At 68.6% G+C, this 19,078-nt stretch carries 16 protein-coding genes; 3 read left to right on the top strand and 13 right to left on the bottom strand.

The features are described 5' to 3' along the window. Positions 1-449: 449 nt before the first annotated feature. A complete protein-coding gene (locus tag ALMP_RS15750) occupies positions 450-1,676 on the bottom strand; it encodes a hypothetical protein (RefSeq protein ID WP_264928392.1) in 1,227 nt (408 codons plus the stop codon). A gap of 186 nt (positions 1,677-1,862) precedes the next feature. Between ALMP_RS15750 and ALMP_RS15745 the strand changes: the two genes are divergently transcribed. After that, the gene (locus ALMP_RS15745) at positions 1,863-2,537 is read left to right on the top strand and encodes a hypothetical protein (RefSeq protein WP_264928390.1); all 675 of its coding nucleotides are present in this window, start codon (positions 1,863-1,865) and stop codon (positions 2,535-2,537) included. 529 nt (positions 2,538-3,066) lie between these two features. Here ALMP_RS15745 and ALMP_RS15740 read toward each other — a convergent pair. From ALMP_RS15740 to ALMP_RS15695, 10 genes are all read right to left on the bottom strand, one after another. Beyond that, positions 3,067-4,437 carry an ABC transporter permease gene (locus tag ALMP_RS15740; RefSeq protein ID WP_264928388.1) on the bottom strand — a complete coding sequence of 457 codons (1,371 nt, stop codon included), beginning with the start codon at positions 4,435-4,437 and terminating at the stop codon, positions 3,067-3,069. Beyond that, on the bottom strand, positions 4,437-5,552 hold the full coding sequence (locus ALMP_RS15735; RefSeq protein WP_264928386.1) for a nucleoside hydrolase: 1,116 nt from the start codon (positions 5,550-5,552) through the stop codon (positions 4,437-4,439). The genes ALMP_RS15740 and ALMP_RS15735 overlap by 1 nt, the downstream gene beginning before the upstream one ends. A 142-nt stretch (positions 5,553-5,694) precedes the next feature. Next, positions 5,695-6,255: a DUF4913 domain-containing protein gene (locus ALMP_RS15730; RefSeq protein WP_264928384.1), complete on the bottom strand. Its 561-nt coding sequence runs from the start codon at positions 6,253-6,255 to the stop codon at positions 5,695-5,697. Next, entirely contained in the window at positions 6,245-7,984 is a 1,740-nt protein-coding gene (locus ALMP_RS15725) for a type IV secretory system conjugative DNA transfer family protein (protein WP_264928382.1), read from the bottom strand. The genes ALMP_RS15730 and ALMP_RS15725 overlap by 11 nt, the downstream gene beginning before the upstream one ends. Beyond that, entirely contained in the window at positions 7,981-9,573 is a 1,593-nt protein-coding gene (locus tag ALMP_RS15720; RefSeq protein ID WP_264928380.1) for an ATP-binding protein, read from the bottom strand. Before ALMP_RS15720 ends, ALMP_RS15725 begins: the two co-directional genes overlap by 4 nt. Before the next feature lie 4 nt (positions 9,574-9,577). Further along, positions 9,578-11,002, bottom strand: coding sequence for an SCO6880 family protein (locus ALMP_RS15715; RefSeq protein WP_264928378.1), 1,425 nt, complete (start codon positions 11,000-11,002; stop codon positions 9,578-9,580). 23 nt (positions 11,003-11,025) lie between these two features. Continuing rightward, positions 11,026-12,513: a hypothetical protein gene (locus ALMP_RS15710; RefSeq protein ID WP_264928376.1), complete on the bottom strand. Its 1,488-nt coding sequence runs from the start codon at positions 12,511-12,513 to the stop codon at positions 11,026-11,028. Then, positions 12,510-13,244, bottom strand: coding sequence for a hypothetical protein (locus ALMP_RS15705; protein ID WP_264928374.1), 735 nt, complete (start codon positions 13,242-13,244; stop codon positions 12,510-12,512). Before ALMP_RS15705 ends, ALMP_RS15710 begins: the two co-directional genes overlap by 4 nt. Before the next feature lie 74 nt (positions 13,245-13,318). Continuing rightward, the gene (locus ALMP_RS15700; RefSeq protein ID WP_264928371.1) at positions 13,319-13,618 is read right to left on the bottom strand and encodes a hypothetical protein; all 300 of its coding nucleotides are present in this window, start codon (positions 13,616-13,618) and stop codon (positions 13,319-13,321) included. After that, positions 13,615-14,091, bottom strand: coding sequence for a hypothetical protein (locus ALMP_RS15695; RefSeq protein ID WP_264928369.1), 477 nt, complete (start codon positions 14,089-14,091; stop codon positions 13,615-13,617). Before ALMP_RS15695 ends, ALMP_RS15700 begins: the two co-directional genes overlap by 4 nt. A 127-nt stretch (positions 14,092-14,218) precedes the next feature. Here ALMP_RS15695 and ALMP_RS15690 point away from each other — a divergent pair, with 127 nt between their 5' ends. Both ALMP_RS15690 and ALMP_RS15685 read left to right on the top strand, forming a co-directional pair. Then, positions 14,219-14,680, top strand: coding sequence for a helix-turn-helix domain-containing protein (locus tag ALMP_RS15690; RefSeq protein WP_264928367.1), 462 nt, complete (start codon positions 14,219-14,221; stop codon positions 14,678-14,680). Next, positions 14,677-15,729 (top strand): NlpC/P60 family protein, encoded by a 1,053-nt coding sequence (locus ALMP_RS15685; RefSeq protein ID WP_264928365.1) that lies wholly within the window; start codon positions 14,677-14,679, stop codon positions 15,727-15,729. The genes ALMP_RS15690 and ALMP_RS15685 overlap by 4 nt, the downstream gene beginning before the upstream one ends. A gap of 152 nt (positions 15,730-15,881) precedes the next feature. Here the strand turns inward: ALMP_RS15685 and ALMP_RS15680 are convergent, their stop codons facing one another. Together ALMP_RS15680 and ALMP_RS15675 are read right to left on the bottom strand one after the other, a co-directional pair. Continuing rightward, positions 15,882-17,018, bottom strand: coding sequence for a hypothetical protein (locus ALMP_RS15680; protein ID WP_264928363.1), 1,137 nt, complete (start codon positions 17,016-17,018; stop codon positions 15,882-15,884). A gap of 406 nt (positions 17,019-17,424) precedes the next feature. Beyond that, positions 17,425-18,987, bottom strand: coding sequence for a cellulase family glycosylhydrolase (locus ALMP_RS15675; RefSeq protein WP_264928361.1), 1,563 nt, complete (start codon positions 18,985-18,987; stop codon positions 17,425-17,427). Positions 18,988-19,078: the final 91 nt, after the last annotated feature.

The following is a 19,078-nucleotide window of genomic DNA, read 5'->3' as shown; positions in this document are numbered from 1 at the left end:
GGTGGGGTTGGGGTTGATGGGGCGGGAGTTGAGGGCGTTGGTGTGACCTCTCGAGCCGAGCTGACCGAACACCGGCCGCTGGACAGGTACGTCCCGCCCGGCGCCCAAGGCATGGCAGCCGCACCGATGGGCAGCCCTCGAACCGGAGCGCCGCCGGGGGGAGCAGACGGAGCACCAGTGCCCTCTCGCCATGCCCTGACGCGGTCGGGAATGAGGAAACATACCGGGCGGCAATGGCCGACGCTCGCGCGGACAAGCCCGCCTGGCCACCCTGACGGCCGCGCCGGGGCAGCCGGGCAGGATCTACAGCCTGTCGCGATACCGTGGTGCTGTCATCAGACGGAAAGGGGCCAGCGATGACCGCAAAGGGCAAGCTGTACCTACTGATCGCCCTCATTGTGATCGGGGTCCTGATAGGGGTCAGCAATCCCCAACCGGGGCCGTAGGTATTACTGCCGGCCAGTGCGATCCTGGCCGTCCGGACGAGCGGTCTCCTGTACGCGAGGTGCGGGTGTCGCAGGACGTGAGGCGTGAGCGGCGATGCCACCCCCGGGCCCTGAGGCGCCAGACGCACCGCCAGCCGCGGCCGACTGGCCCACCGAAGGCTGAACCGGCCGGGCTGCATGGGTGTTGATGCCTTGGGTGATGCCTGTCACGGGTCGGGTGACCACTGCTGCGGACTGACGGGAAGCCGGATCGTAGGAGTCTCGCCTAGCGGCCACGATCTCATCGCCCATACCGGGGATGAGCCGGAAAAGCAGCACGCTGACGATGATGGCGATGATGATGATGGACAGGCCCGAGACGATCGCGCCCAGGCTGTCATCTGAACCTCCACTGGTCAGCGCGCTCGCCAACTGAAGGACGATCACCACGACGGGCTTGATCAGAATGATCGCCGCCATGATGCCCACCCACTTGCGCACCCTGGGCCAGAGCTTCTTGTCTACTAGCCCGCTGTAAACCACGGTCCCCAGTACCGCGCCTACGTACAGCAGCGCCGCCCGGATGGCCAGCTCTATCCAGAGCACACCAGCCGCAAAGATGCTCACGACGGACAGGACGATCTTCACGATAGGGCCACCGCCATTGTGCTCGGTCAGCGCTTCACCAAAGGCATCGAACGTTTTTGCGTTCGCGGACCCGCCGGCGAGCACCTCGGTGAGACCGTCCACCGCGGTCACCACGGTGTAGAGGATCAGCGGGGTGAATGCGGAGACCAGGACAGTGACCCACAACAGGCCGATCGCCTCGCTCAGCGCTGTAGTCAGCGGGGCGCCACGGACCGCCCGCTTAACGACCGCCCACAACCAGACCAAGATCACGAGGAAAGATGACGCGGCAAACACGAGGGCGTAGGTTTTTCGGAAGCTGGCATTCGTGAAATCCACGTCCGCCGTGACCGTCACAGCATCACTGAGGGCGTTGACGACCCATGCCGCACCCTCCGCGAACCCGTCCGCGAGTGACTGAAGGGGATCGAGGGTGTCAGAAACCGGCGGAGCGTTTGTGCCGTCCTGTCCGCCGGTCTGACCTCGCTCGCAGTAGTCCCTCGCAACGCCGTCGATGGCATCACACGGATTGCTGGACGGCGTCGCCGTTGGCGCCGCAGTGGGAGTCGGAGTCGGAGCAGCCTGCGCAGTCGGCCCCAGCACGAGCAGCGCGACGAAACCCACAAGTGCAGCTATCACCAGACGGGCCGCTGTCGCTGTACTCACGCGTGCGGACACATCAACCCCCAGACAGATCAGGTGGGATAAGGGTCTCACGCACGGCCTGGGTGGGTATACCAGGAGCCCGGACGATCACGTGGAACCACTACGGTCAGCAGCGTCAGCAGGGACGACCAGGGAGCGTCGGGGATGAAAAAGGGCCAGCCGCAAGTCATATGGCGACGGCTGAACATCGGAGCCGGAGCGGACCGCCGACGCCGCCAGCGACTCATCCTCGGAATGGGCGTAGTTACTGCGCTCGTCGCAGCGATAGCCCTCGCTGCAGGCCACTCCGGCGACAACTCGGCAGACGACGCGAAGCCACCGGCCGCCGCGACCCCGCACAGCCGCGCAGGCGCCCAGAGCACGGCCGCCAAAATCGCCAGCGCCATGGGCAGCGAGCGGATGTTCAGCACCGAAGCCCGACACGATCTGCTGGACTCGATCGCCGAACCGAATCGACGAGCCGAGATGATCCGTGCCTATGACGCCCAATACGTCCCGTTCACCAAACGACTCGGTCTCGACACCGCAGGCCGCCCTCCGCTCGGAGCCGAGTTCGTCTCTCGCGCCATGCCAGCAGGCGTGGCTGTACGCAGCTACACCGGCAACACGGCAAGCGTCGCTGTGTGGTGCAGCACGCTGTTCGGGCTGACGGGGAACACCGTGCCCGAGGAGATCCCGGTCGAAAGCGGATGGCTCACCATGACCGTGAACCTGCGCTGGATCGGCGGAGAGTGGCGGATGACTGACGTTCAGCAGACGGATGGCCCAAAGCCCGGCGACCCCGGTGCTGACCAGTTCGCCACCGTTCCACAGCTCTAGAGGTCTGCTGCTGCAGCTCACCATGGTCGGCTTTTATGGTGTCTCTGTTCGCCCCGGCACTCAGCGACATTGCCAGTGAAGCTCCGGACGCTCCAACGGCACCGACCCGGGCCGATCGGTGGCAGCCGCTCCCGATCACAGCCCGGCTCGACCCCGCCGATCCGCACACGCCAGATCATGCCAATCTTCAACAGCCCGGAAGCCGCCCCGCGCTGGTAGTCGCAGGACGACTCCGGCTACGCCATCGCCCGGCGCGACCTCGAGTTCTTGGGCATCAGCCCAAGCCAGGCCAAATGGATGCCCACGGGAGAATCACCGAGGGCATGCCCCCGAGTTGTACCAGCAGTTCGGTTCACCGACCGAGCTGCGTCTGCGTATGGGCAGGTGATCCCGCTGACGACAGATGGCTGCACCCTGCTCCTGTGGAGCCGGCTGCTGCTCACCGGGATGGAGTTGATGGGGGCGGGAGTTGCGGGCATTGGTGTGCGTTCGACTCCGGCCCTGTCGGCACGCGCCGTCCCGATAAGAGCTATCGCCCTCTGTCTCGCCCAAAGGTGCCCTCAGGCCCCTGCCTTCGATGCGGAGGCAGTTGCCCACCGGCTGCAACCGAACCTTTGCGGGCAGTAGGACCAGTCGTAGAGCCTTTACGGGCCGCTGCAGAACTCACCCGGCGCTGAACGAGAGACGCACCCGACTGTTGCACCAAGGCACCGACAAGCTCCGCCCTGGCATGTCGGTTCGGCGCTGCCTCCACCTGCTGCCACAGATGTGCTGCGTCTCGTTCGGAGACCCCCTCGACCGTCAAATGATGCTGCAACCGGGAGACAACCGGGTGATCAACGCGGCGGGCGAAACTGTCCAGCACTGTCTTCAGTGATGGATCGACCTGCGGTGACCGCTCCACCCATTGGCGCATCTCGAAAGTGAACCGCTCCCGCTGCTGTCGCAGCCCGTCGAGCCAGCCAGGCCGAGTGCGGTTGGCCGCTGCTTCGACAGCTGCGTCTTTCACCGCGAGCAGAGCGGCGGCCTTGACGGCCTCTCGGGTGAGCGGAGTGCGGAACCTATGGGGTACGAGGATGGGGTTGAAGCCATTCAGATACTCAGTATCGTCCCGCTGGGGCAGCTGCACCGGCCGACCGAACGTGATCCGCAGCGGCGTGTCCATGGGGCCGTGCAAGGTGTCCTCGATCGCATTGATCGGCTCTTTACTGGCGAACGTCCGGGCAGGATCGGGGTGAAGGTCGTCGAATGGAAATCCACGCCCTTCACCGGTCTGCTCGGCCGGGAGATGCACGACGTAGCCATGCTTGCGATGTGCCCGAGAGTCATCGGGGGCCGCGCCGAAGAAGGCGTATCGGCCCTCGAAGTCGGTCTGCGGGTACGTCGCGGCGAGTAACTCCTGGACGGTGCCCTTGAAGCTGCTGTCCACTACGGTGACAGCACTGTTCGGACGCCCAACAGGCACGTCAACGCCACGGAGGTAGGCTGTCAGCTGCCGGTAAGCACCGGGCACGTCGTCAGGGTGGACACGGTTGCGGGTGCCGCGGAACCCCTCGATGTCGGCGAACCGGGTGCCGCGATGCACTTCCAGGTCCTGCACAGCCGCTTCCGCCACAACGCGGGACAGCACAACCTCAGTGCAGTGGTCCGCGAAGAACTTCGGGGCCAACGCCCGCGTCGCGGCCGCGAAGCCGTGTCCGTCACGGCCCAGGAAGACGATACGCCGGCCCGTCTTCGCATCGTCTTGTAAGTCCGGCAGCATCTCCGTCGCGATCGAGGTGATGAATGGGCCGTGGAACGCCCGGAAGACCTCGTATGCCTCGGTGACCGCCGTTCGCCCTTCGGCGTCGAGGTGGTAGACGTTCTGCAGAGCCGAAAGGGCCTTCTCTACGTCCGCCATTACTCGCTCTCCTCAACCGCGGCGCCTTCTTGGGCAAAGTTATGCCGGCGATTGGGCCCGGCGGCCCGTTTCGCCCTCGTGGCGGCAGCGTCGCCCTCCGGACGCATCAGCGCGGCGGACACCCAGCGCATGAAGGCGTCGTAGTCGGCCGACAGGCTCCAACGGACTTTCGCGCCTCGGTCTTGGGGCGCCTCGGTCGTCCGGCCGATCGAGTCCATCTCGATATTCAGCACATCGGAGTCGACGAAGGGCAGATCGAGAGCGGCAGACAGCGCCAGAGCATCGTGTTGCATGCTGCCCGGGTAGAAGCCGGTGAACCAGCGGTCCAGATGGTCGGCCAATAGGCGCTCCCAACTCCCCGGCCGCAGGGTGCCCAGCCACTGGTACAAGGCACTGTCGGCGGTGACCTCGATCCGGGGCGTGAACGTCACTTCCGAGGCGACGAATTCCGGCGTCGGTAGAAGACCGCCGGCAACGGCGTCCAGGACTTGCCGGGCACTCTCGACGTCGAGACGGATGTTGTGCTCTGCGGCGTCCGGGTCACGGTAGCGCAGGGCGCCGCCCATCTGGGTCACCCGCAGTCGCGGCGCCAGTTCGGGCGCATCCTCCAAGACTCGGGCGAGGTTGGTCAGAGGCGCCATACCGACCCAGCGCACCGGCCCGTCGGTGGCCTCGCACACCTTCCGGACGGCAGCAACCACCTCACTGCGTTGCACCGGTACCGAGTCGGGGACGAGGCCGTCCACGCAGAAGTAGCGGGACTGCCCGAGGGAGGCCCCGGAAACGGTGACGACGTCGTCGCGATGCAGCAGGTCGAGCAGGTGGCGGGCGAAACGGGCCCGCTCTCCGCGCACCTCGTCGCCAGTGATGACCACAGCCAACTCCGGCACTTGTCGCGCCGCCACCGCGACCGCCAGCGCATCGTCGGCGTCCCCGCCGATGTCCGTATCAATGATCACGGGGCTCTTGCGTAGATCCTCCGGCCAAGGGCCAGCAGCCTCAAGTGCCTCGCCGATGTCTGCGAGCCCGCTTTGGGGTGCCGCACGCCCCAACTCTGTCATGACAGACCAGTACCGACGCAGGTCAGCGGCTGTTTCGTTGCGTTCTTCTCCCATGGATCATCCTCCTTCACTAGTCGCACGGTAGCCGGTCGCTCGGACGCAAGGACCGGATCACCGCACGAAGATCCCGCGCCAACTCCCATCACCACAACGTGGAAGTTCGGACGAGCGAGGGTGATCGATCCTTTCCATGTCCTCAGATGTCGTGATGCCTCCATGCGCTGGGCACGCTGCCCGGCAGGCGGTGGTCGATGTGGTGCTCGCCCTTGACGCACCCGGCGAACGGCCCGCTGGACACGCGCAGTTCACGCAGGCAAGGATCGAGGTGGTCACGGTGCCACACGCTGGGGCCGGTATAACCGCAGGTGGTCGGGTCGGTCAGTTCCTGCCAGGCTAGCCAGCAGGCGTGGAGGCGGGCGACGGCGACGGTGTGCTCGAACCATAGATGACACCACCGGGCATCGGGTGAGGGTTCCCCCAGATAGCCGGGCACGACGACGCCTTCCACCCACTCGACGAGTGCACGCAGTTCGTCGTCATACTCCGGCGCATCCAAGAGAAGGATGAACGGTGGGTACTGCCAATTATCCTCTCCGTGGGTGTCGGCTCCTGTTTCGTCACCCGGAGCCTCGCCCTGGTCACCTTTGGTAAGGGCCGTGACCTGTGCGTCGAGGCGGATGACCTCGGCTTTGAGGCCTTCGAGATCCTGGAACAGCCCCAAGGGAACTTTGCTGTTGGGGCCGGGTTCATCGGTCACGGCGGGCGGCCTCCTTCTCTTCGTAGGCGGCGACGGCGCGCTTGGTGATGGCGGCTTCCTCGGCCTTCATCTGGGGGCCGATGTGGGCCATCGCCTCCTCCTCGTACCAGGGGCGCAGGGCGATCTGGGCGACGGGCATGCCGGTGGCCAGCAGCAGGGCTGTGCCTTTGCGCATGGCGCGGATCTCGGCAGGGTCCATGATCTGCTCGCGCTGTTCGGCGACGGAGCGGGAGTAGCCGTCCTTGCTTTTTGAGTACGAGCCGCGGCCGACGAAGTGGGCGCCGACCAGACTGGAGATGTCGGCGGTGAACTTGGCGTCGTCCAGACCGACACCGATGATCTTTTTGGTGGCGGCCGACCACATGGCGTCCATGCCGACCTCGCCCCAGGCCTTCACTCCCTGCCGATAGCTCTGGAGGATGACGAAGGGGGTGATCCCGCGGGAGCCGAGGTGGCTGTAAAGGTCGGGCAGGTCGGCGATCTTGCAGATGTTGGCGGCCTCGTCCAGCACGGCGCGCATCGGCTCGGGCAGGCGGCCGCCGGCCCGCTCCCCGGCCTCGGCGGCAGCGGTGAACAGGGCATCGGCAAGGGCGGCGACCAGGGCGCTGGTGGGGCCGCCCTTCTTCGACAGCAGATAGAGGGTGTCCCGGCTGGTGGCGAACTGCTCAAGGGTGAACCGGGGGTGGCGCTCGTCTGGGGTGACCCAGGCGAGCACCTTCTCGTCGCGCAGCGCGGACATGGCGGTGCGGGCGTTCTGGTAGATGCCGCTCTGGGTTTCCTCGGCGATGTTGACGGAGGATTCGACCTGTTCGGCGAGGACGGGCTCGTTGGCGTACAGGATCCGCAGCGGCGCCCTCTCCCGTGGGTCGGCCAGCCATCGCATGACGTCGCGGACGGTGCCGCCGTCCCACCAGGCGGCACGGAAGAGGCCGACCAGCAGGTCCTGGGCGGACTGGGACCAGAACGGGTCGGCCTGCTCGGAGCTGACCTGGGCGACGAAGTGGGAGGCAAGGCGCTCGGCGCCCTCCAGCGTCTCCGCCTGGGCGATCATGTCCCACCACATGGTCCGCTCGGCTTGGGCGACGCCCTGGGTGTCGAAGACCCACGTGGTGCCGATGCGGGCGCGGGAGGCGAGGGTGGCGGCGTAGACGTCGGCCTTGTTGGACGTCATCAGCAGGGCGCCCGGCGCTTCCTCGGCCACGGGGATGGCCAGCGACGTCGACTTGCCGGCGCGGGGCGCCATGATGGCGACGTAGGTGTCCTCGTCGGAGCCGCGCAGCTCGACCTTGGACGGAAGGTGGTTGCCGAGCAGCACGCCCCGGTCGGCCGGGACGATGTCCTTGGGGCTGACGTCCTTGAGCGAGGCGCGCAGTTGGGTGGCCTTCTTCGCTGCGGGCTTCGGGGTGAGTTCACGTACCTGGTGCAGGGTGGCCAGGCCTGATGGATTGCGGTACCAGCGGAACGCCCAGCGCAGCCCCCACACCAGGAAGCCCACAACCACGATGTCGAGGAGGACGGCGCCGATGGCGGAGGTGGTCTGGGAGTGCGGCCACACCGCCGCCCAGTCGGTGGCCATCCGGTAGACGGTCAGCACGTTGGCGGGGGCGGCGTCCTCGCCGGCGAGGACCGCGCCGGCGGCGGCCCCGGCCCAGCTGGAGGCGCCGAGGAGGAACGAGCCGAAGAAGATGCCACCGCCGAACGCCCACGCGCGATCGTTCTCCGTCATCATCGCTCTGCCATCCCGGTGGTCGTCACCCTGCGTCTGTTGGTGTCCGTGCGGTACAGCCGCTGCTCGGTGGCGGTGAGTTCGAGCGCGGCTGCGATGCCCGGCCGGGTGCCGAGCTTGATCAGGTACTTGCCGCGGCCGGGGTGACGCACCGTCTCCTCCTCAGCGGGCGGGTTGCCATCGTCGTCGTAGGCGGTGGGGTCGATGTCCAGGCCGGTCGATGTCGCGGACGCCCAGGAGCTGACCATCATGACCTCCTGCTCGGTGAGCATGCGTTTGCCCGTGACGCGTCCGAGTTCCTCGGTCGTGGAGGCGCCCAGTACCCAGGTGTCGCAGCGGTCCATCAGGCCGCGCGCCTTGGCCCGGTCCATCTCGGTCGGCAGCGCCTCGACGTCGAGCAGTGAGTGGGTGACGTAGATGGTGACGTCGTCGGTGGTGCGGTTGAGGCGGGAGATGGCGTCCATCGCGTCGACCAGGCCCGGGCCGGAACGCAGGGCCCGCCACATCTCGTCCATGGGCAGCACCAGCTTGCGGTCGAGCAGGCCGATGCTGCGGGCGGAGTCGATGCTGGAGTAGGCGTAGGCCCAGGTGGCGATCATGCCGGCGGTGACGACGTCGTTGCCGCGGGCCCGCAGGGCGGAGATGTCGACGGAGACGGCGGGGGCGTTGATGTCCAGCGGAGTGGTGGTCGCGCCGTCGAAAAGGCCCTTGAGCGGGCCGCCGATCAGGTTGTCGAGTCCGGCGACGACGGAGCGGGTGAGGTTCTGGTAGGTCTCACCCTGGGCGGCGAGCTTGTTGCGCAGCTGTTCGGGCGCGGCCCGCAGGACGGCGGTGACGTCCGCGACGATCGGGTCGCTGCCGGAGGCCTGGGCGGCGGAGGCGACCTGGACGGCCGTGTCCAGCGCCGAGCGCTCGATCTCGTCGGGGCTGCGGCCCAGCCCGTGCTTGGTGGACAGCAAGGCGACCAGAGTCTCGAGTCTGCGGCCGTTGAGCACGTCCAGCAGGGCCTCGCGCCGGTCGGCGGGCAGGGACTGCACCCGTCCCTTGAGTGGTCCGGAGTCGAGCGGGTTGATACGGCCGATGCCGTCGCCGATACGGACGACGGAGCCGCCGAGTTCGGAGATGAGCTGGGTGTACTCGCCCTTGACGTCACCGGGGACCACGACCATGTGCCCGTAGGCGGAGTAGACCAGGCACAACCGCTTGACCAGCGCGGACTTGCCCGCGCCGGGCTGCGACATCACCCATACGCCGGGGTTGGTGGTCAGGCGGCCCGTCCAGCCGGAGGGGTCCACACACACCAGCTCGCCGGTCAGGACGTCGCGGCCGACCGGCACGCCGCGCGGCGGCAGACCTGAGCCGAGCAGGAAGGGATAGATCCCGGCCGCCTGCGAGGTAGGGCCGGTGTAGACGGTGCCGGCGTCCTCCACGGCCGCACGGCCACCGAACCGGCCGCCCCACCCCAGGCGCGGCGCGAACCGGTCGCGCAGCTTCTTCTGCGCCCGGCGTTCCTCACGATTCGGCGCCTGCTCAGCCGGCCGTGTCACCCGGCGGGGAGTGGTCACGGCCGGTGGGCGGGGCTTGCGTGCCATGAACTCAGTCCTTCACGAGCGGGTTGTAGCCGATGGGCAATCCGGCCGCGAAGACAGCGGCCTGGGCGCCGTAGGCGGGACGCATGCGGATGCCCCTGGTGGCCTTGACCGCGCGCTCGAGCTCCTGACGGGCGGCGGGCAGGTCGGCGGTACTGCGGGCGGTCACGGTCACCATGAGCGTCCAGTCGACGACCTGGGAGCCGCCGGCGACCTGGGCGGCGGCCTGCTCCGCGCGCTGGGCGTCGGCCTTCTGCGACCACTTCGCCCTGCCCTTGACTTCGGCGGTCGCCTGCGCCCGGTTGTAGGCGTGGCTGATCTCCCGCTCCAGCACCGCCTCGCCCTCGTACGGGTCGAGCACCCGGTAGGCCAGGGTGATGCGCCGCTGGAAGCGGCCCGGGGCCAGCAGGGGCAGCAGCACACTGTAGGCGATGGGGCGACGGGGCATCTCCCGCAGCACCCAGGAGACGGACACCCCGCCGTCGTGAGCGTACTCCTCCCACCCGTCGTCAGCGGCCTGCGGCCCGCACTCCGGCCACGACAGCTCCTCGAACTCCTTGTCACGGGCGTTGAAGACGTCCGGGTCGTAGGCGGAACGCACCAGGCGACGCAGGTCTACGTCGGTGGCGCGGCGCTCGATGTCCGTGCCGGTGCCGGACAGATCCAGCCCGTCCACGACCCGCAGGGCCTCCGCGACCTGGTCGGCCAGCTCGGTCGGGGCGTTGGCGGACGCCGTGGGGTCGACGGTGACGCTCATCCACGGCGCGACGCTCGCGGTGGCGTGCGGGGTGGTACGAACGAGTTCGTCGATGATCTGCCGGGCCAGCTGCGGGGCGTGCGGGTCCTTGCGGGCCTTCACGTCGTCGCCCAGCGCATCACCAGCTCCCGGGGTGATCTGGATGGTGACGCTCGCGCCCCGGACCTGGTCGTCGGTCGACATCGCGTCCAACACGCTCGACCAGGTCCGCAGACTGCTCTGCACGGTGCCCGTCTGCGCCATCAGGCTGCCGCCCGGCGCGAGCAGCGTCGTGACGGTCATCCGGCCGGAGGCGCGGTCGTGGACGACACCGACATGTTTGCCGGTGGCCGGGTCGTAGGCCTTGATGAGAGTGGACGAGGCGCCAACCCCCGGCAGATCCAGGGCGTAAGGGTGGGGCAGCAGCACCCTCCGGTAGGAGGTGACGTCGGCACGGGTCGCCCGCTTCCACGACAGGCGCGCCCAGTAGTAGGCCAGCGCGGACATACCGTGCCGGCGGGCGGCCGCCAGGACCAGACCGACGAAGGTGATGGGGAGGGTGATGAAGAGCGTGGCCGGTGCCTGCGAGCCGATGATGCCCTCGGCGACCAGGACCCCGGCCGCAACCATCGTGGCCGTCTTCGACAACCCTCCGAACCCGAAGCTCTGCCGGGTCCTGAAACCGTCGACCGTCAAGGCCCTCGGCACCTCGTGTGTGCTCACTGCGAGTTGCCCCCGTTTCCGATCTGCCCGCTCGCGCTCTGCATGGTGTTGTTGACCCCGTCCAGAAACTGGATCCCGATAGCGGCGCCGCCGGCCGCCGTGCTGGCCCCTTTGCCCGCCATGCCGCCGGGTGCTCCGCCCGTCTGTCCACCGGGCGCACCGCCGGAGACACCGCCTCCGACGCCCGTCGGCGCGCCCTCCGAGGGAGCACCGCCCTGACCGGGCACCCGTCCGGCCTCGTTGCGCTGGGCCTGAGCCTGGGCATCCCGCCCCGCCTCGCCGCCGCCTTCGCCGCCACGGCCCTGACGGCCCATGTTCTGCTCGACGTAGGCGGCGTGCTCCACCGCGTTGGTGGGCCGCGCCCCGCCGTCGGCGTCACCGTCCTTGCCTTGGCGGCCGGTGAAGTACCCCGCGGCGCTGCCGAGTGCTCCGCCGATGCCTCCGGCCGCCATGCCCGCCCCGACGGCCTCACCGAACGGCGCGAAGATCCGCGTGAGTGGGCCGGGCGCGAGGATCGCCAGAATGAGCGTGGCGCAGCCGCGCAGCCACTCCGCGAGTGTGGTGGCGGTGCCGAACTCGGCGAACCCGACACAGATGATCACCGCGAGGATCGGCTTGTAGGCGATCACCACGAGGATCGAGGTGATCAGGCGGGGCGCCCACTGCCGGGTGGCGTCCCCGCCGACCCGGCCCCCAGCGGCCACCGGCAGCAGCAGGCACTGGATCGGGATCGCAGACTGCCGCAGGAAGACCAGGATCAGTTGGATGAAGCCGACCAGCAGCAGCACCAGGACCACGCACAGCATGGTGACCGGATTCTTGATCGCGGCGGGCACCATGACCGCCACGATCGTCTCGTAGGCCTTGCCGTCGTCCTCGAAGGTGGCGTTGACCAGCCCGGCGGTCAGGGCGTCCCCGGCGATCAGCAACAGCGCGACCAGGCCGACGCCGAGGGCGGAGAGGACGGTGCTCTCCATCCAGCCCAACATCGCCCGGCCGACGTGCTTGGCCTGGCCGGTGATGGCCATCTTCCCGACCTGCCACATCGCGCCCGCAGTGGCGATGACCAACCCCAGCCAGGTCATCATCCCCGCCAAGGTGGCGTCCTTACCGAACAGGCCGGTGGCCTCCAGGTCCAGACTCGGGCCGAGCAGGGCGACCGTCAGGACCTTCTTGATGATCCACTTCGTGACATCAGCGGCCGACTTGACCACGTCACCGAGGACGGAGTCCCAGACGTTGCTCCACTCCTCCTTGACCTTGCTCTCGACGCTGTCGCCGACCTTGTCGCACAGGTCGTAGCCCGCGCCCGACGTGACGATGTTGGTGACGATCCCGATCGGGGAGGTCGTTTGGGTGACCTTGCACGCGCCGCTGATGCCGCTGCTGATCGGTCCATCGTCGGCGACCGCCAGCTCGCTCCCGGCCACCGCCACCATGAGCACGGCCACCAGGGCGAGCAGCACCGCAGCCAGACGCCTCACGACGCTTCACGGATGGCGGTCCACCCGATCTCGTTGAACTTCGCGTCACCCGGAGTGGCCATCCCTGGCTTGTCCGAACCACCCTGCTGCGAGGCGCGCGCGCTCGCCTGCCCTGAAAGCTTCCAGTCTCCGGACTCCCACACGGCGCCCATAACCAGGCGGATGTACTCGCTGGTCTCCTTCTCCAGCTCACCCTTCTTCGTCACGACCTTCGCCAGCAGCCAGGAACCAACCTCGTCGTCAGACACCTGAATGACCTTGTAACCGATCACCGTGGTGCGCACGTACGAGCCGGGCGGCAGCTCGCTGTCCTCGAGCACCCCCATCTGCTGATGCAGACTCCTGTCGGTCTCCCTGGCACTCTGCTCGATCTGATCAGCAGCTTCGTCGCTGTGATCACCGGGCCGGATGTACGAGCGGTAGACACGCATCTGCCCGTCGAGAGCACTCTTGCCCGGCTCGACGCTGCCGGTGGTGGAGGTCACCATCATCCCCACCGCTCCCTCGGTGGTGTGCGGGAAACCGACCTGGCTGCCGTACTTGTCGGTGCGGCTGCCTCGAGGAAGCGCCGCCCACCGCTCCGGCTCCGTCCAGTCCTCCGGCTGGGTGTAGGCCGGAGCCGGACTGGCCGTGGCAGAGCTCGACGTGCTCGGCGTCGCACCTCCGTTGCCCGCTGTGTCCGATCCGCCGCCGTCACCGCTGAGCACCGCGTACCCGGTCAGCGCCAGCACCGCCGCGAGGGCACCGCCCGCCAGCCACACACCCTTGCTGTTCCAGGGCCCCCTCGTTCGTGACACGGTGCCGCCTACTTCGCGATGGAGTTGAGGATCGTGATCAGGGACCCGGACAAAAGGATCGAGGCAACGCCTGCGCCCATCCACTTGAACGGCTCACTGCCGCCACCGTTCCGCGACTTGTCGGACACGGCGAGCTTGTAGACGCCGAAGCCGGTACCGCCGGCGCCCGCCAGCATCAGCAGCCACAGCCCGTAGTTGAACATCGTGCCGACGGGGGTGCTCAGGCCCGGGATCTGCGTCGGCTTGGTGCCTGGAATCAGCTCACCCTCAGCGAAAGTGATCATGTCCATGACTGCCTGCATGGTCATCGTCCTTCCATCTGCCGCCGAAGCCTCTCGGCAGCGGCCTTCACGTCTTTGTCTTGCAGCGCCTCGTCGGCCGACTCCACCGAGCGCAGCACCGGCAGGTACGGCACGGTCGCGGTGCCCGCCAGGCGGGAGCCCAGCGCCCGGAAGAGATAGCGCGCGGCCGGTGCAGGACGCGCCGGCGCGTCGGAGATCAACACCAGCCAGGGGCGCGGCAATCCGGTGCTCCAGCCGCGGATCATGTGCTCCACGCACGTCGCGCTGTACACGGTGGTCTCCGCCAGCAGCACCGGCCGCGCCCCGTACGGAACGGCTTCGCCGGGGTGCAGCAGACGGGCCTGCCCGCTTCCCTGAGGGTCGAGCATCCGGGCTACGGTGGCACCCTCAAGGCCGTACCCATGCACGGGAATCAGCGCAAACCGCAGCGCAACGGGAGCGGTGTTCCCTGCCGTTGGGGTCACCGGATGGGTGGACACGCCGCAACTCCCCCCTGCACGTTTGCGTTTGCCCACTGGATCTTGGGCTTCTGAGGCTACAGAGGCTAGCGTGACTCGTCGACGACGTTGCGTAGCGGTATCCGAGTCGGGGGAGGTCACGGGATTCGTGGGGGAATTCGGCGGTGCGCGGGCGCGGGCTCTGCGTCTGGAAGCCGGTATCGGTGCCGAAGACCTGACGGTCGCCGCAGGCGTCAGCGCCGACACCGTCCGGTCGGCCGAGAAGGGCTTTCACCAGCCACATCCCCGCGTCGTGCGCGCCCCCGCCCGCGCGCTCGGGGTTCCCTTAGGCGAACTTTTCACCAACGACCAGAACCTGACCTTGCGCGACGCACGCGCGCGGCTGGGGCTCCCGCAGGAGGAGATGGCGGCCCGGATCTGCGTCCTCCGGCAGAAAGTCTTCCAGGTCGAGCGCGGCGTTTCCGGGGTGCGCGTCCTGGTTTCATGGGCTGATGCCTACGAGCTGACGCCAGCGCAGTGGCGCCGGGCCTACGCGGCAGCCCGCAACCTTGTCCGCCAGAAGGTCGCCGACCGCACACGCCGGCGCGCGGCCCGGGGGACGAAGCCGTGAAGGGGATCGTAAGGGCCGCCGCCGCGGTCATCGGCTTCTGCGTGCTGTCCGTCACCGGCCTCGTGGCCGCGGTACTCGTCGACGGCAACGCGGAAGCGACCGAGAGCGCGGACGGCGGAGGCGGGCTGCGCGGCGTGCCCGGCGAGTTCCGGCGGTGGATCCTCAAGGCCGCCGAGGAATGCGCCGAACCGGAGCTGACCCCGGCACTGATGGCCGCGCAGCTCTACCAGGAGAGCAAGTTCCAGACCAACCGCGAGCAGGCCACCTCCCACGCCGGCGCCGAGGGCCCGGCGCAGTTCATGCCGGGCACCTGGGCCACCTGGGGCCGCGACGCCGACGGCAACGGCGTCGCCTCCCCCTGGGACATCGGCGACGCCGTCACCGCCCAAGGCCGCATGATGTGCTCCCTGCTCAAGCAGGCGAAGAAGTCCGGATACGGCGGTGACGTGCGGGCACTGGCCCTGGCCGGCTACAACGCGGGCTGGGGCGCCGTGCAGAACGCCCGAGGCGTCCCTGCCATCACGGAAACCCAGAACTACGTCAAGATCATCCTGGCGACGATGCCGCGCTTCCTAGGTCCGGGGCTGTACGAGGTGTCCGGCTCCGGCGACGGCGCCGACGCCGTCCGCCGGGCCGCCACCCGCCTCGGCACCCCCTACGCCTGGGGCGGCGGCGGCCCCAACGGCCCCTCCACCGGCTTCTGCGACGGCACCAACGGCTACCTCGGCGGCAAGTGCTCCGCCTCGTCCACGGTCGGCTTTGACTGTTCGTCGCTCGTCCAGTACTCCTACTGGCCCTCCACTCACCTGCCCAGGACCGCCGCCGCCCAGTACGGCGCCACCTCCGACCGCCCCGTCTCCCGCAACAACCTCAAGGTCGGCGACCTGCTGTTCTGGTCCAAGAGCGGCTCCGGCGCCATCCACCACGTCGCCATGTACGCAGGCGACGGCAACGTCATCCACGCCCCACGCACCGGCAAGAACGTCGAGATCGTCCCCCTCACCTCCGCGATGCCCGAACGCGACTACTACGGCGCGACCCGCCCTTGACCCGGAACACCCCGGCTGCTGGAAAAGCTGCCCTGGCTCTGAGCTCTGGCCCGCTACGCTTCCGGACGGCACCGGACTTGGCTACCTCGGAAGCGGTCCTGCGCGACCGTCGGCGCGTTCTTCAACTCGCGACGCGGTGGCAGACTTGGCGGCTACCTGGTCCGGGCTCGCCTCGGCGTGGGCATGCTTTCCCGTCGTTGCGGGGCGATCCCAGCCTGCCCAGGGACCGCTTTTTTCGCAGTCCCCCGCCCTTTAGGGCCCACCGTCGTCGACGTCGCCCGCGCCGCTGATGTGTTCACCGTCGCCCTTGGAACAGCCGTCGCACCGTGTGGTCGACGCAGCGCTTCGTTGGCGGCCTGCAACAGCCTGGAGCCAAGCTGCGACCGTGGCCCCTCTTCCCAAGAGAGGTCCTTCGACAGTTGGGCGAGGAGTTCTCGCACCGGCTTTCCCTCGCTCTCCATCGTGGCCATCCGCGCGGCGACCAGCGGCCACTGCCTCGCACTGATCAAGAGGTCGGCTTCCCGCACCCGCTCGGGCATCACCTCACGCACCCAGCGGGTGTAGCGCTCATTCTCCGCTGGCGAGACAGCCAACTGCCGTAGCGCCCGCGCCCGGTCACCTAGATCGAGGTCTTTGGGTACGTCCAGCCCGGTCGTCAGCGGACCATACGACAGTTGGGCGTCCCGGCTTGTCGCGGGTTCCGCGACGGCTCCGAAACTCTTCGCCGCTGCCTGTCCGACGCCGAGTGCCTCGTCGTGGGCCGCCACCAGGACCTCTCGCGCGTTGATGCCGCGCTCTTCCAGGCGAGCCATCGTCGCCACCACCTCCGGCCAGGCCGGAGGAGACAGGATCGCCTCCCGTGCGGGCCCGGCCGGCAACGTTTCACGTACCACCCGCTCCCACTGCCCGTCGGCTGCTGCCCCATGGGCATTCGCGGCGAACTGAACCTGCACGTTCACCGTGATTTCACCGACCCGCGGCAGGATCTGCTCTAGGTCGACGCCCGCCCGGCGCAACGCCACCAGTTGTTGCGCCAACTGCGACCAGTCCGCCTCCCCCGTCAGCGCGGCGGAGACATCGGAGGAGAGCAGGCGCTTGACGACCTCGTCAACCTCGCCTACCGCCTGTTCGGCGGACGGCAGGTTTGCCTCATCCCTTTTCTGTCTGCGCTGTTGGTACCGTCGCACAGCGTCCGCGATCACCATGAGCAGACGCGTAACCACGACGGCCGTCTGCACCGCCTCTCCGGCCGCTTCGTTGAACGGCTCCCCCGGAGTGGGTGTCGCCATCTGCTTCTCTCTCCTCGCTAAGTACCCGCCTCTGGTACCACCTGCCGGTACGCCCGGTGCCCCTATGGGTGCGGCAGCCGGGCTTCCACTGGCGGCGACGGCCGTCAAACCGCGTCTGCCGCCGCCTTCCCTACAGCCGCCATACAAGCACGTCGGCGAGGGGATCTACAGACTTCACCTCGTGAGGTAATCGGCTGCAGCGGGATCACTCTGGGACCTCCGTCCGGACGACCCCCACACTCCCGCTTGCGGTGCCGTCCGTGACTCGGTCAACGGCATTGCCGGCCAGGCCCCTGAACGGGCAAGGCCCTGCGTCGCGCTGCTCCGCCTCCGGCGGCGGTACAACTCGGGCGGGGCGCCCGGTTGCTCACCGGCCGCCCCTCCCGATCCGGGCGTCATGCCGGGGTCACGTCGCCGTGCAGCTCACGCTCGGCGCGCCCCCACCCCCCGGTGCTCCCCCGAAGCCGAAGCTCGCTGACGCGCCGGTCGCGAGGGTGCCGTTGTGGGCGGCGTTCGTCGCCGTGACCGTGGCGCCGGTCTGGGTGTAGGAGGCGTTCCACATGCTGGTCACGCGTTGGGACCCGGGCCACGTCCAGGTGACCTTCCAGGAGGAGATGGCCGTCGTGCCGGTGTTGGTGACCTTCACCTCGGCGTTGAAGCCGCCGCCCCAGTCGCTGCTGACGGCGTAGGCGGCGGTGCAGGCGGCCGTGCCGCCCCCGGGTCCGCCCGGACCGCCCGGGCCGCCCGGGTCACCGCCCCCGGTTCCCGGCGGGAAGCCCGGTGCCTTGACGGACGTCAGATAGCCGTCCTTCACCGTGTCCACGGTCGACCAGTCGTCCTTCAGGATGCCGCCCGTGTCACCGGAGTTGGGGTTCCAGGACCAGAAGGTCCAGTGGAAGGAGTCGGCGCCGTACGTCGAGGTCGGGCGCAGGTAGTCCACCAGCGCGGCCAGCCAGCGCTGGTCCACCGTCGACTGGAGCGTGGTGCCGAACTCGCCCAGCCACACGGGGGCGATGTTCTGCTTGAAGATGTAGCCCCAGTACCTGTCCCAGATGCCCGGCATGTTGGCCGGGAACGACGGGTCGTCGAACCAGCTCTGCTGGGCCACGCTCGTCGCGTAGTCGTGGGCCGAGTAGACGAGCCGGTTCGCCACGTCCAGGCGGACCGGGTACTGGGCGACGCCCATCAGGTTGCCGCCCCACCAGCCGGAGACGCCGTTGAAGCTCTGCACGCCCTCGACGAAGATCAGCAGGTCGGGGTTGGCGGAGAGGACCGCGTTGCCGGCCCGTTCGGCGGCCAGGCGCCAGTCCCTGGCCGTGTCGCCGCAGCCCCAGCAGGCGGGGTCGTGCGGCTCGTTGTGCAGGTCGATGCCGACGACGGTGGGGTTGCCCTTGTAACGGGTCGCCAGGGCCTGGAGGTTGGTGATCCACGTCGACTCGGGGACGGCGGAGGTGTACCAGAGCGCGGACTGGCCCGCCGCGTCCGGGCGGTGCCGGTCCAGGACGATCTTCAGGCCCAGCCGGCCGGCGTGCGCGACGATCTTGTCAAGGACTTGCAGGGAGTTCAGCCCTTGCAGATCGGCGTTCTTGCCGTCGGAGAAGTTGATGCTGTCCGGCATGGTGCCGGCCTTGAAGATGTCGTCGCTGAACGGCATCCGCACGGTGTTGTAGCCCAGCGACTTCATCTGGTCGAGCATGCTCTTGTAGTCACGGGCCCACAGTCCGTGGACGACGCGGTTCGCGGTCTCGAAGCCGAACCAGTTGATGCCGGCGACACGGACCGGCTGCCCGGCCGCGTCGAGGATCTGACGGCCGCTGGTGTGCCAGTAGCCGGCGCCCGCCGCCGCCGCGCCGGCCTGCGCCGTCTCGGCCTCGGCCGACGCCGCGCGGGCGGTCTGCGCGCCCGCCGCCAGCGGTAACAGCACGGCCGCGACCACGGCGCACAGCGCTCTGCGCAAGTTGCCGAACATGTCGTTGCTTCCTTCCGGGAGGCGCGGACCCGGAACATATGGGAGCGCTCCCATACACCGCGCCCCTCAAGGAAACTGACGCAACATGGCC

Origin of the sequence: Streptomyces sp. A012304, from assembly GCF_026008495.1 — a bacterium.
Taxonomy (GTDB): Bacteria; Actinomycetota; Actinomycetes; order Streptomycetales; family Streptomycetaceae; genus Streptomyces.
Note: the sequence above shows the minus strand (reverse complement) of the source record. Positions and strands in the feature narration are given on the sequence as shown.